At 59.0% G+C, this 12,573-nt stretch carries 11 protein-coding genes and 2 tRNA genes; 9 read left to right on the top strand and 4 right to left on the bottom strand.

All coding sequences use genetic code 11. The features are described from left to right. Positions 1 to 177 precede the first annotated feature (177 nt). A complete protein-coding gene (locus IV098_RS08550; RefSeq protein ID WP_296888080.1) occupies positions 178 to 687 on the top strand; it encodes an SCP2 sterol-binding domain-containing protein in 510 nt (169 codons plus the stop codon). Between the two features lie 68 nt (positions 688 to 755). Here IV098_RS08550 and IV098_RS08545 read toward each other — a convergent pair whose 3' ends face one another. Then, complete coding sequence (locus IV098_RS08545; protein WP_296888078.1) at positions 756 to 1,241, bottom strand: peptidylprolyl isomerase; 486 nt, start codon at positions 1,239 to 1,241, stop codon at positions 756 to 758. A gap of 106 nt (positions 1,242 to 1,347) precedes the next feature. On the opposite strand from IV098_RS08545, the gene pgi reads away from it, so the two are divergent. Continuing rightward, positions 1,348 to 3,000, top strand: a complete 1,653-nt coding sequence (gene pgi / locus IV098_RS08540) for a glucose-6-phosphate isomerase (protein ID WP_296888076.1) — start codon at positions 1,348 to 1,350, stop codon at positions 2,998 to 3,000. 46 nt (positions 3,001 to 3,046) lie between these two features. Here pgi and IV098_RS08535 read toward each other — a convergent pair whose 3' ends face one another. Continuing rightward, on the bottom strand, positions 3,047 to 4,465 hold the full coding sequence (locus IV098_RS08535) for a DUF4139 domain-containing protein (protein ID WP_296888154.1): 1,419 nt from the start codon (positions 4,463 to 4,465) through the stop codon (positions 3,047 to 3,049). Between the two features lie 124 nt (positions 4,466 to 4,589). Between IV098_RS08535 and IV098_RS08530 the strand changes: the two genes are divergently transcribed. The 7 genes from IV098_RS08530 (at position 4,590) to IV098_RS08500 (ending at position 10,000) form a co-directional block, all read left to right on the top strand. Next, on the top strand, positions 4,590 to 5,882 hold the full coding sequence (locus tag IV098_RS08530; RefSeq protein ID WP_296888074.1) for a signal transduction protein: 1,293 nt from the start codon (positions 4,590 to 4,592) through the stop codon (positions 5,880 to 5,882). An 86-nt stretch (positions 5,883 to 5,968) separates the two neighbouring features. Beyond that, positions 5,969 to 6,745 (top strand): 3'-5' exonuclease, encoded by a 777-nt coding sequence (locus IV098_RS08525; RefSeq protein WP_296888072.1) that lies wholly within the window; start codon positions 5,969 to 5,971, stop codon positions 6,743 to 6,745. Continuing rightward, positions 6,742 to 8,073 carry a 23S rRNA (uracil(1939)-C(5))-methyltransferase RlmD gene (rlmD, locus tag IV098_RS08520; RefSeq protein WP_296888071.1) on the top strand — a complete coding sequence of 444 codons (1,332 nt, stop codon included), beginning with the start codon at positions 6,742 to 6,744 and terminating at the stop codon, positions 8,071 to 8,073. The genes IV098_RS08525 and rlmD overlap by 4 nt, the downstream gene beginning before the upstream one ends. Positions 8,074 to 8,123: 50 nt before the next feature. Beyond that, positions 8,124 to 9,353 (top strand): aspartate kinase, encoded by a 1,230-nt coding sequence (locus IV098_RS08515; protein ID WP_296888069.1) that lies wholly within the window; start codon positions 8,124 to 8,126, stop codon positions 9,351 to 9,353. A gap of 43 nt (positions 9,354 to 9,396) precedes the next feature. Continuing rightward, positions 9,397 to 9,490: transfer RNA gene (locus IV098_RS08510), tRNA-Ser, on the top strand. Positions 9,491 to 9,545: 55 nt separating this feature from the next. Further along, positions 9,546 to 9,622, top strand: a tRNA-Arg gene (locus IV098_RS08505). 99 nt (positions 9,623 to 9,721) lie between these two features. After that, positions 9,722 to 10,000: a hypothetical protein gene (locus IV098_RS08500; RefSeq protein ID WP_296888068.1), complete on the top strand. Its 279-nt coding sequence runs from the start codon at positions 9,722 to 9,724 to the stop codon at positions 9,998 to 10,000. 141 nt (positions 10,001 to 10,141) lie between these two features. Here IV098_RS08500 and IV098_RS08495 read toward each other — a convergent pair whose 3' ends face one another. Beyond that, a complete protein-coding gene (locus IV098_RS08495) occupies positions 10,142 to 11,842 on the bottom strand; it encodes a pentapeptide repeat-containing protein (RefSeq protein ID WP_296888066.1) in 1,701 nt (566 codons plus the stop codon). Between the two features lie 359 nt (positions 11,843 to 12,201). Beyond that, positions 12,202 to 12,495, bottom strand: coding sequence for a high-potential iron-sulfur protein (locus IV098_RS08490; RefSeq protein ID WP_296888064.1), 294 nt, complete (start codon positions 12,493 to 12,495; stop codon positions 12,202 to 12,204). Positions 12,496 to 12,573: the final 78 nt, after the last annotated feature.

The raw sequence follows: 12,573 nt of genomic DNA, 5'->3' as shown, positions 1-12,573 counted from the left end.
TTGGCGAACCCATAAACAGGGCTGTTTTGCCCATAAGAAAAAGTCGTTTCCGGGCTGCTGAAAAAATGACGATTGCATTGACAAGCCAACACGGCATCGTTACCTTCCTGTGTCGAAGCGTCACGCGCCTTCGCAAATCTACCAAGCTGTAACCAAATACTTAAATGGAGGAGTCCCATGAAATACGCATCAATCGCCCTGGCGGCCGCAGCCGTTTTCTCTACCGCAACCCATGCTGCTACCCCTATGTGGTCTGACGAATACACCACTCAGGCATGCGAGACCTGGAACAAGGACGCCACCCTGACCACGGGTCTGGGCGACAAATGGATCAAGAATGACGGCGGCCGCGGCTTCAAGACCATTCGCATCTACCGCACCGAATGCGGCGAAGCGACCCAGACCGAAATGAAGATCGTGCCCAAGGATGGCAAGGCGATTTGCGAATACGGCGGCGCACCCAAGGCTGCCAAAATGGAATACGCGTTCGACTATACGATGCACGCCACCACCGAAAAGTGGACTGAAATGGGTGCAGGCGAATACGGCCCGATGAAGGCGATGATGTTCGGCCGCCTCAAGTTCGTCGGTCCCAAAGTGGAAGCGATGACCGTGATGGGTCCGTTCGAAACCTTCCTGAAACTGCCGGGCAAAATTGCCGGCGACAAGGCCTGCCCTGCCAAGTAAGCAGGACGCGCATAAAAAACCGGGGATTCCCCGGTTTTTTTACGCCTGTGTCAAATGCAGGTCAGATCTCAATGAACGGTCCCGGTTTTGACGTCGAGCGGTCGCCCGTTGTGGATTTCCTCGGGTGTCGCGTCGCGGATATCCACCACGTTCACCAGACAGGTCACGGTCTGGCCGGCCAGGGAAGGATTGCCGTCCAGGGTGAGCTGACCGTTCTCGATCGCCGTCACATAAAACACCTTGGTTTCACCCGACGCGTTCTCGAACAGGACTTCCGCCCCCACCCGGTGAAATTCCGGCGGCACGTTTTCAAGTGTGTCCACAAACACCAGGCTTTCGTCGCGCACGCCGTATCCGTCCTCTGGTGGCAGGGTGATTTCAATCCGCTCGCCGATCTTGCGGCCCGCCACGGCCGCTTCGATGGCGGGCAGAATGCCGCTGTTCGCACCCTGCACATACCCCACTGGGAGATCGTGCTGTTCGACGACCATGCCGCGCTGGTCCAAAATGGAATAGGTGATGAATACGAGTTTATGACGTGCTACGGTAACCATGCTGTCTCATCCTGAACCGTCTAAAAGGGCGCTGCGCACGGCCGGACCGCCACCCGCACAGCGCGCTTATGATACCTTTGAAGCTCTCACAGCACACTGCCTGATCATGACGCCGCTCAAACAACTCCCTGCCTGGAAAGTTCTAGAACAGCACTTCAAGACAATGCGCACGTTCGACATGCGCACGGCATTCCGCGAGGACGCGCATCGCTTCGATCAGCTCTCGCTGCGCTGCGGCAACCTGCTGCTTGATTATTCGAAGAACCGCATCACTGCCGAAACCATGGCCCACCTGATGCAACTGGCCCGCGAATCCGACCTGGAGTCGACGCGCAACGCCATGTTCAGCGGCGAGCGCATCAACTTCACCGAGCGGCGCGCGGTGCTGCATGTGGCGCTGCGCGCGCCGACACGCCCGCGGCTGATGGTGGAAGGGGTGGATGTCGAGCACGAAGTCGCGCTGGTGCTGAAACGCATGCAGCACTTTGTCGAATCCATCCACAACGGCAGCTGGCGCGGCCACAGCGGCAAACCGATCCGCGACGTGGTCAATATCGGCATCGGCGGATCGGATCTCGGCCCGGCCATGGTCTGCGCTGCGCTCGACCATCACGCACTGGAGAGCGTGCGCGTGCATTTCGTATCCAATCTCGATCCCGCGCATCTGGCCACCACGCTCAAGCATCTGGACCCAGAGACCACGCTGTTCATCGTCGCCTCCAAAACCTTCACCACATTGGAAACCCTGGCCAACGCCAATTCGGCCAAGGCCTGGCTGCTGGCTGCGCTGCGTGCGCCGGCTGCAGTCGCCCGCCACTTTGTCGCCCTGTCGACCAACACCGAAGCGGTCGAGGCCTTCGGTATCGACCCGGACAACATGTTCATCTTCTGGGACTGGGTGGGCGGTCGCTATTCGCTGTGGTCGGCGATTGGGCTGTCGATCGCGCTGCAGATCGGCTGGGGCAATTTCCAGGCGCTGCTGGCCGGTGCCCATGCGATGGACGTCCATTTCAAGGAAGCGCCGCTGGAAGCCAACATGCCGGTCATCCTCGGCATGCTCGGCATCTGGTACGCCAACTTCTGGGGCACCGACACCCACGGCATCTTCCCCTACGACCAGCGGCTGCGTTTGCTGGTGCCGTTCCTGCAGCAACTGGACATGGAATCCAACGGCAAGAACGTCAACCGCGCCAACCACATGGTGAACTACAACACCGGCCCGATCGTCTGGGGCGCCCCCGGCACCAACGGCCAGCACGCGTTTTTCGAACTGATTCATCAGGGCACCCGCCTGATTCCCACCGATTTCCTGATGGCTGCGGTCAACCAGACCCCGCTGGCAGACCAGCACGAATGGCTGCTGGCCAACTGCATGGCGCAATCCGAGGCGCTGCTCAAGGGCAAGCCCCGCGGCGTGATCGAAGCCGAACTGATTTCCCAGGGCATGAGCCGCGAAGCCGCCCGGGCGCTGGCGCCGCACAAGGTGTTCCCGGGCAATCGCCCAAGCAACACCCTGCTCTACCAAAAACTCGACCCGCACACGCTGGGCATGCTGCTGGCGCTGTATGAGCACAAGATCTTCGTGCAGGGCGTGGTGTGGCAGATCAACAGCTTCGACCAGTGGGGCGTCGAGCTGGGCAAGCAGCTCGCCCCTCCGATTCGCGCCGCACTCAGTTCGGTGCGCGCGGTCGGCGAGCACGACGGCTCGACCCAGGGGCTGATCGCCGACATCCGCCGCCGGCGCGGACTCAGTACATAGAGCCTGATTCGGCAGGCAAGCGATACGGGGCCCGATTTCTGCTGAATCAGTACCTGACGCGTACCCGGTAGGTCAGCGTCGTCTGCCCCTCGGCCGGCACCGCCACTTTCCACTCGGCGGTGCCGGATGCCGCTTTGGCGTGGGGATGCGATTCGTTCACCATCACCCAGTCGCCCGGCATCGGCTCGCGCACGGTCACCGTCACTGCTTCCGGCTTGGCATTTTTCAGCACGATTTCGTAGGCCGACTCGAACAGATAGTTGTAGCGGCCGCTGCCTGCGAGTTTCTGGAATGCGGTCTGCTTCTTGTCGGCAGTCACGTCGAAGGCATCGCCCAGCTTGAGCCGCACGGTTTCGTTTTTCGGCGTGTGGTCGATGCGGTCTTCGCCGACGAACAGTGCATTGCCCTGGCTGTCCTTCTTGTAGACGCGGATGACGCCCTTGGGCAACGGTATGCCGAGCCCCTCGCCCTTGTTCTGGAAATCGACGAACACGCCGACCTTCAGCTTGCGGCCAATCTCGCCGACCTGCCCCGAGTAGTAATACTCCGCACCCTGCAGCAGGAACTCTTTCTTGACCGGCACCCGCGACGCCGCCATCAACGCCACCTGCTTGGTCTGGTTTTCCGCCAGGGTCGTCGGCCGCTGCAAACTATAGAGGTGGTACTCGAACAGCGATTCCTGCTGCATTTCGGCCGCATTGTCGACCTTGGCCGCCATTGCCATCATCGCGCGCGGTGCAGGCTGCTCCTCCTGCACCCGGTTGAGATCGCCCGCCACCAGCTGCAGTTTGGCGTTGGGGTAGGCGGCACCGCTCTGGTTATTCAGCGTCACCCAGCCGTTCAGGTCGAGCTGGCTGTCATCGGCGTTCAGCTCGGCCACGTAATCCGCGCGCCACGACAGGCCGCCGGTCAGATAGGACAGCTCCAGGTTCTGCACGCCGGCTGTCGGGTTGAGCAGGGTAATCACCAAGGTCGGCTTGTCGCGCAGGGTCTCGGGCACGCTCGGGAAAACCAGTCGTCCCGGCACCCCGGTTTCGATGCGGTCAGCGAATTTGAGCACTACCCCGTTATTGGTCGACAGCACCGTGGCGGTTTCCCGGGTTTCCAGACCGCTGGCGGGATTCGTCTTGACGACCATGACCTCAAGCCCGACATATTTATCCAGCAGCTTCTGCGGCGTCAGCAGATCGAAGTCGAAATTCTGTTCCTGCAGGCGAAACCCGGCCGGGTTCGACATGTTGCGCAGCTGCGCCGTTTCCGGCCGTATCTGCGCCGACACTTCACGCCAGGCCAGGCGGTTGAGTTCGCGATCCAGCCTGACCCGCCGCGCGTCTTTCACCAGTGCCAGATTGTCGTTGTAGATCGTCACCGCCACCGCTTGCTGATCGGCTAGCGTGCTCACGGTTTCATCATGCGGTGCAGCCCAGCTGGCTGGCGCGGCCGCCATCAAGCCCGCGACCACCATGCCCATGCAGTGTGTTGTCCTCATCCGGTTCTCCCTCCCGATAGCAATGACGTATCTTGACCGATGCAGGCGCAAAAGGGTTCACCGCGCTAGAATGAAGATACTCAACACTTGCATGCCCGACATGACGACTGACGACCCCCTCCCCCCCCGTATCGTCGGTGGCGGCATCAATACCCGCGAATCCGAACAGCCTGTCGTCGTCACGCAAATGCTGGGCATCGACGACAGCGAACCGGTGCGGGAAGAAGTCTTGCGTGTGCGTTTTCTGTCGTTCGATCCCCTGTTCGACTCGGCCTCCAATCTGGTTGCGCATCAACTGGTTCTGCGTGGGCGCACCGCAGCAGCCGATGCCCCGCCCGAACTACTGCAGATGGACGAGGACATGCTGCTGACGGGCTTGTACTCCCTCACCCAGGGCAACCTGACCGGCACCCTGCCGCTGCTGGTGCAGATCAGCCCGGGCGTGCTGTTCAGCGACATCCCGCAGCAACTCAATCACCGCCAGCTGGTCTGGCGCATCAACATCGACAATGAGCAGCATCTGGCGCGTGCGCTCGCCCTGCAGGATGCCGGGTTGACCTTCTGCCCCGCGCTCAATCGCGCCAATCCCGTTGTAAAAGAGAGTGAATCCGTCTGGCGCTATCTCGCCTGCGATGCCAACGACACGCCGCCCAGCGTTTCCGCCCGCCCGGTTGTGGATGGCGTGCGCCATGCCCACACCCAGGCCAACTGGCCCGACCACGCGTGGTTCAAGGGCAGCTTCTTTTCCGGCGACACCCAGCCTGCAGACAGCTCACGTGAACTGGCGCTGCAACTCGACCTGCTGGGCATTGCGCTGCGCAGTTCGCTCGACACCCTGATCCAGTTCCTGCGGCTGAATCCGGAAATGGCGCCGCGCCTGCTCGCCATCGCCCACTCGCAGGTGGGCGGCATGAGCCGGCCCGCCGAATCGGCCGCGCACGCCCTCATCATGCTGGGGCCGCAACGCGCCAGCCGCGTGGCCGCTTTGCTCGCGCTGACCGGGATCCACCCCACCGAAGCCAGCCGTCATTACGCGATCACCGCGCTCACCCGTGCCCTGTTCCTCGGCAAGATCACCCGCCTCAGCGCCTCCGCCGAAAATGCGGCCGAAGCCTTCGAAATCGGACTGCTTTCGACCGCCAGCCTGGCCCTGGCCATTCCGCAGGAAAGCCTCGCCCGCAAACTCGGCCTGTCCGCCAGCTGCGCGCGTGCGCTCGGCGTGCACGACTCGGCTGAAGGCGCGCTGCTGCGACTCGCGCACGCCTGCGAAAACAACGACGTCGACACCCTGGCCGCCTATGCCCAGCAGCTGGACGTCCCGCTGCACCAGATTTCCGTGGCCTACCTCGATGCCCTGATTGCCGCGTCGGCGCTCGACGCCGCCTTGCAATAACTCCAGATAATCCGGCAATCCATTCGAACGCAGAATCCGGCGGCCGGGTAACGTAAAATGGCGGTTTTTGCTCGCGCGCCCGCCTCATGCACCCCACCCTGGTTTTCGACATTGAAACCATCCCCGACCTCACCGGGTTCGCCGCAGTCAACGGCATCGACATTGGCAGCCTGCCGCACGCCGAGCTCACCGAAATGGCCTTGCTCGCCCGCCGCCAGAAAACCGGCAGCGACTTCATGCCGCATCACCTGCACCGCATCGTCGCCATTTCCTGCACGCTGCGCAGCGGAAGCACACTCAAGGCCTGGTCGCTCGGCGATCCGGACAGCAGCGAAGCCGAACTGATCCAGCAGTTTTACGACTGCATCGAACACCACACCCCCCAGCTCGTGTCATGGAACGGCAGCGGCTTCGACCTGCCGGTGCTGCATTACCGCGCGCTGATTCATGGCATTGCCGCGGCGCGCTACTGGGACTGGGGCGACGATGACAAGGACTTCAAGTGGAACAGCTACCTCGGCCGCTATCACACCCGCCATCTCGACCTGATGGACGTGCTGGCGATGTACCAGCCGCGCGCCAACGCACCGCTCGACGACATGGCCAAGCTGTGCGGCTTTCCCGGCAAGCTGGGAATGGACGGTTCGCAGGTGCTGGGCGCGTTTCAGCGCGGTGAAATCAACGCGATCCGCAACTACTGCGAAACCGACGCGATGAATACCTGGCTCGTCTACCTGCGCTTCCAGAAAATGCGCGGCACGCTGTCCGACGCGGCTTACACGGCTGAAATCGAACTCGCCCGCAGCACGCTCACCCAGCACAGCGCCCCGCACTGGCAGGCATTTCTGGCGGCCTGGGCATGAGCACAAAATCCGGCAACGTGATCGTCGACATCCTCTCGCTCGACCACGAAGGTCACGGCATTGCGCGCATCGACGGCAAAGTCACCTTCGTCGATGGCGCCTTGCCTGGCGAACAGGTCGAAATCAACGTCTTCCGCCAGCACGCCAAATACAACTCGGCCAATGCCGTGGCCATCCTGAAAGCGAGCGCGCAGCGCACCACGCCTCGCTGCACGCACTTTGGCCGCTGCGGCGGCTGCTCGATGCAGCATCTGGAGCCCAGCGCACAGGTCGCTTCCAAGCAGCGCATTTTGGAAGACAATCTCGCCCACATCGGCAAAGTCCAACCCGAAATCATCCTGCCTGCGTTGCACGGCCCGTCCTGGAACTACCGTTCCCGCGCCCGGCTGTCGGCGCGTCTGGTTGATAAAAAAGGCGGCGTGCTGGTCGGCTTCCGCGAAAAACGCTCCAGCTATATCGTCGACATGACGAGCTGCGAAATCCTCACCCCCGATGTATCGGCGCTGCTGCAACCGCTGCGCGAGCTGACCGTGCAGTTCTCCAACGCCGACCGCATCCCGCAAATCGAAATCGCGGTGGGCGAGCACATCACCGTGCTGGTGTTCCGCCTGCTCGCGCCCTGGAACGACGACGACGCCGCCAAGGTGCGCGCCTTCGCCGAGCAGCATGGCGTGCAGGTGTGGGAGCAGAGCAAAGGCCCCGAAACGGTCCGCCCGTTCTGGCCCGAGACGGCGCCCGAACTTAACTACAGCCTGCCCGAATTCGGCCTCAGCATGCCGTTCAGGCCCACCGATTTCACCCAGGTCAACACCGCCATCAACCGCGCACTGGTCAGTCGTGCCATGCGCCTGCTGCAGCCCCGGACGGGCGAACGCATTGCCGACTTGTTCTGTGGACTGGGGAATTTCACCCTGCCCATCGCCTCCAGCGGTGCAGAGGTGATCGGCATCGAGGGCAGCCCAGAACTGGTCGCGCGGGCGCGCGAGAATGCCTTGCACAACCGCTTGCCGAACGCCCGTTTCGCGGTCGACAACCTGTTTGAAATGACGCCTGAAAAATTCGCTGCGCTGGGACATTTCGACAAACTGCTGATCGACCCGCCGCGTTCCGGCGCGATCGAAGTGGTCAAGTCCCTGCCCGAATGTTCTGAATCGAAACAGCGCGGCGCGCCGCATCGCATCGTCTACGTCTCATGCGACCCCGCCACCCTGGCGCGCGACGCCGAGGTGTTGTGCCACGTCAAAGGCTACCGGCTTGCCGCCGCCGGCGTCGCCAACATGTTCCCGCACACCACACACGTCGAATCGATTGCACTGTTTGAGCGGTAATTTTGGCAACAATCCTTTAAAATCCTGCGCTTAACTTCTGACAACACATCATGGCACTCATCGTACAAAAATATGGCGGCACCTCGGTCGCCAACGTCGAACGCATCCGCGCAGTCGCTGAGCGCGTCGCCAAATTCAAAATGCTCGGGCATCAGGTGGTCGTCGTACTGTCCGCCATGTCGGGCGAAACCAACCGCCTGATCGGACTGGCCAAGCAAATCCAGGCCACGCCCGACCCACGCGAACTGGACATGATGGTGTCCACCGGCGAACAGGTCACCATTGCCCTGCTCGCCATGGCGCTCAAAGACCTGGGGCTCAAAGCCAAGAGTTATACCGGCGCTCAGGTGCGTATCCTGACCGATGATGCCTTCACCAAAGCGCGCATCCTGTCGATCGACGAATCCAGAATGCGCAGCGATCTGGATTCGGGTCACGTGATCGTGGTCGCCGGTTTTCAGGGCGTCGACGAAAACGGCAACATCACCACCCTTGGGCGCGGCGGCTCCGACACCACCGGCGTGGCACTGGCCGCGGCGCTCAAGGCCGACGAATGTCAGATCTACACCGACGTCGACGGCGTCTACACCACCGACCCGCGGATCGTGCCCGAGGCACGCCGGCTCAAGACCATCACCTTCGAGGAAATGCTCGAAATGGCCAGCCTCGGCTCCAAGGTGCTGCAAATCCGCTCGGTCGAATTCGCCGGCAAATACAAGGTCAAACTGCGTGTGCTGTCCAGCTTTCAGGACGAAGGCGACGGCACGCTCATCACCTTCGAGGAAAACGCCAGCATGGAACAACCCGTCATCTCCGGCATCGCCTTCAACCGCGACGAAGCCAAAATCACCGTCGTCGGCGTGCCCGACCACCCCGGCATCGCCTACCAGATCCTCGGCCCGGTCGCCGACGCCAACATCGACGTCGACATGATTGTGCAGAACGTCGGTCACGCCAACACCACCGACTTCACCTTCACCGTCCATCGCAACGACTTTGCCAAGGCCATGGACATCGTCAAGGCCACCGCGACCGCCATCGGCGCACGTGAAATCAGCGGCGACGACAAGATCGCCAAGGTCTCCATCGTCGGCGTCGGCATGCGTTCGCACGTCGGCGTCGCACGCAAGATGTTCGAAACCCTGTCGAAAGAAAACATCAACCTGCAGATGATCTCCACCTCGGAAATCAAGATCTCGGTAGTGGTGGAAGACAAGTACATGGAACTCGCCGTGCGCGCCCTGCATCAGGCCTTCGAACTCGACAAAGCCACCGCTTGAGGTGGCTTTGTCCCGCGCATTCCGCTACAATGCGCGGCGGTTCGGAGACGTGGCCGAGAGGTTGAAGGTACTCCCCTGCTAAGGGAGCATGCGGGCTTAAACCTGCATCGAGGGTTCGAATCCCTCCGTCTCCGCCAAACCAACGAGTTGTGTCACTCACGCGAAATCTGCGTATAATGCGCAACCTCAAATGCGCCGGTAGCTCAGCTGGATAGAGTACTTGGCTACGAACCAAGGGGTCAGGAGTTCGAATCTCTTCCGGCGCACCAAAATACAAGGGGTTAGCTTAGGCTAGCCCCTTTTCTTTTCGGCTTTGTGCCGTTGCCTCCCTATCCACTTGCTAATCAGCAACGGACGCTTGTCACGTTTTGCTGTCCACGCTCATGGTGTTGCAGGCGGGATTGCCGCTGCTCAATTTTGGTGTAATCAAGGGCAAGCAGCGCGAGACCTACTTTGCTGCAGTGCGGACCGGAATGGCTAGAAACCAAGAACCGATGCGGGAGATTTTCAGGCGAGTGGTTCAGGCGAGCAATCAACGGGCTTTAGCTGGCTGCTTGGCAACTGCAGGAGGCAGCGCACGTTCCGCTGCTTTTTTCACGCCTTCGATCGCCATTGAGGAAAGCACGTTAGTGCGCAAAGCGCGCTGATAGTCCTGCTCATTGCGCAAGTGTGGATTCTGCTGAAGTAAGGATTTCGGAGCCATGCCTGCACTATATGGAACATGGAGCGATATTCAACACCGCTAAGGCAAGATTACAAGATTGGCACGGCGCCCGCCTTGTTGGCAGCTAGTCCCCTCCCCCAGATCCACGACGAAACTGACCTCGCAAGCTGATTGCCAACAAAATGAGTAGGACCAGATTCATAAGTGACTGACTCACGCCCTGCGTAAATACCGCCCCATCGTATATTTGTACCCAGGTGTTCTTGGGGGACAGGAAGGCCACGGGGTTAAAACTCTGCATGGACAACGCCAGCCAAGTGTGTTCTCTGTCCCAACGAGGAAGCTGGGCTGTCGCTTTACTTCCACCCTGTTGCTCAACAATTGCAAACCTAGGCTGCCCCGCAGTGGTGTCTTGCTGCTCTTGAATAAGGTAGCCAAAGGTAAATATCGCATTGATTAAAAGCATCCAAAACAAGACACGCCCAGCCGATTGTCCAAACTCTGAAAAAAAGTCGTACAACTGTGAGACAAAATAATGGACCGGCTGTTTTAACCCGAACTCCCGCCGCCTACAACGCATCTCACCAGCAAAAAATCGCGACGCCTCATGTTGAGCCTGATGCTTTGACATTAAGAGCTTCAACGTACGATATGCCCGTGCCTCACCCCCCCAGTTGACTCTGGTGTCCCCCGCCGAAAAAGTTTGTTGGAATTTTTGGAGTACGCGCCCAACAAGTGGAAGCGAGGCAAGCATTTGTTGAACCCTTTTTGTAAGGGCCATTGAATCAAACCTAGCCCCAGTAAAGGAAGTGTCTTGGTGCAAAACCGCTTCATGAAACCGCGGGCAAAGTGCGAACCGTGACCGGGAGAAAATGGTCTGTTTTTTGAACTGACAATCGAGGAACCTGGCTTGGCGCGTAAAAACTGCGCCCTCGAAGTTGGCTAAATCTGGGAATTTTGAGTCGCTGAAATCAACGTTGTCTGAGAAAACCGCCCCCTGAAAGGTGGCTCCTTTTAGAAAGCTCACCTTTCTAAACGTTGTCACACCTAAAAATTTTGCTTCCTCGAAATCAGCAAACCCATTGAAGGTGGCTTCATCTAGAAAACTCAAGCCAGAGAGGATTGACCTATGGAACATTCCTCTATTATGAAATTGGGAGCTTGTGAAATTGGAGCCCAAGGTGAATGCTGCATCTGTGAAATAAGCATCACCCATAAAAATGGAGTTGGGGAAATCAGCATAGCTGGAAAATTCAGTACTACTAAAATACGCATTCCCGGAAAATTTCGTATCCGTCAGTAGCGCCACACCAGAAATCACCGCGTGATTGAAATACACGTCATCTAGGAAGTCTGTATATGAGGCTACTACTTGGCCGAGAAAGCGGGCCTTTGTGAAGTCGACCTCCCCAGAAATGGTTGAGCTAATAAATACCAAGCTTGGTAGGCGGGCCTTAGCCAGACGTAAACTGCCTTCGATTCTTAGCCGATGAAACTCAGCAGTTATCTTCGGCTCGTCGTGCGTCCAGTCATATCTTGATGCTTCCTCTGCAAGACCGCCCAACTTTCTGCAATAGTCACTTACTATTTGCGCATCCACTATGCCAACTAGATCTTGTTTGTTAGGCCGCCCCCCGCTCTCGGCTCTCGGCTGAATTGTGGGGATAAATTCTCTGCGAAAGAATTCTGCGCGGCTCTCAAAGTCTTGTTTTTTCTTTACGCGCTCATCTTCGTCGAGGAACTGAATTTTTGCCTCAGGCGAAGAGTCTGGAGATAAATCTTTCATATGTGAGGAAATAATGCCTTGAATAAGAGACATATCCATAATTGTTTCCGACCGTGGGACTCAAATAACCCCTTGTTCCGGGTAATCATATCTCTTACAAACGTAGCCAAAACGTAACCACATGAAAGCACGCCCCTCATTAACTATGGCTTCGTGGGGCTTCGTATCAATGTTTCGGGTGGTGCCAGACATTGATTAAATACAGTTAATTATCGAATTCCCATCCTACGAACCAAGGGGTCAGGAGTTCGAAACCCTTCCGGCGCATCAAAATACAAGGGGTTAGCTTAGGCTAGCCCCCTTTTATTTGTTCTTCCGGCAGCAGGCCTGATCCGGCAGCGCACAAAAAACCCGGCACATGGCCGGGTTCGGTTTTGCTACCAGAGACTTGAACCCGATTATTTCGGCTTGGCGACCCAGGCGACACAATAGCCTTTGGGGGAAATCTCGGTGTCGCCGGCAAAAATCTTGCAGCCGCCGAGATCTTTTGCCGTTTTGCCCGGGACGAACTGCATGCAAGTTGCACAGCTCTTGTCGCCAAGGGGTTTGTCCTGGTATTTCATCGAGGTGCGCATTGCGGCGTTGGTGGCGGCCATCGCCTTCCCGGATACGGCCAACACGGGAATCATGGCGAGTGCGGCACCGCCGACCTTCAGGAATTGTCGGCGTGAAGTTTTCATGGCTTCGTTCATTACTGATTTCCTTTTCAAGTGGTATCGATCAATCTCACAGCACTCGGTGCTGCGTCTCCAGCCGGTTCGCCTAAAACC

It is taken from the genome of Thiobacillus sp., from assembly GCF_018780105.1.
GTDB lineage: Bacteria > Pseudomonadota > Gammaproteobacteria > Burkholderiales > Thiobacillaceae > Thiobacillus.
Note: the sequence above shows the minus strand (reverse complement) of the source record. Positions and strands in the feature narration are given on the sequence as shown.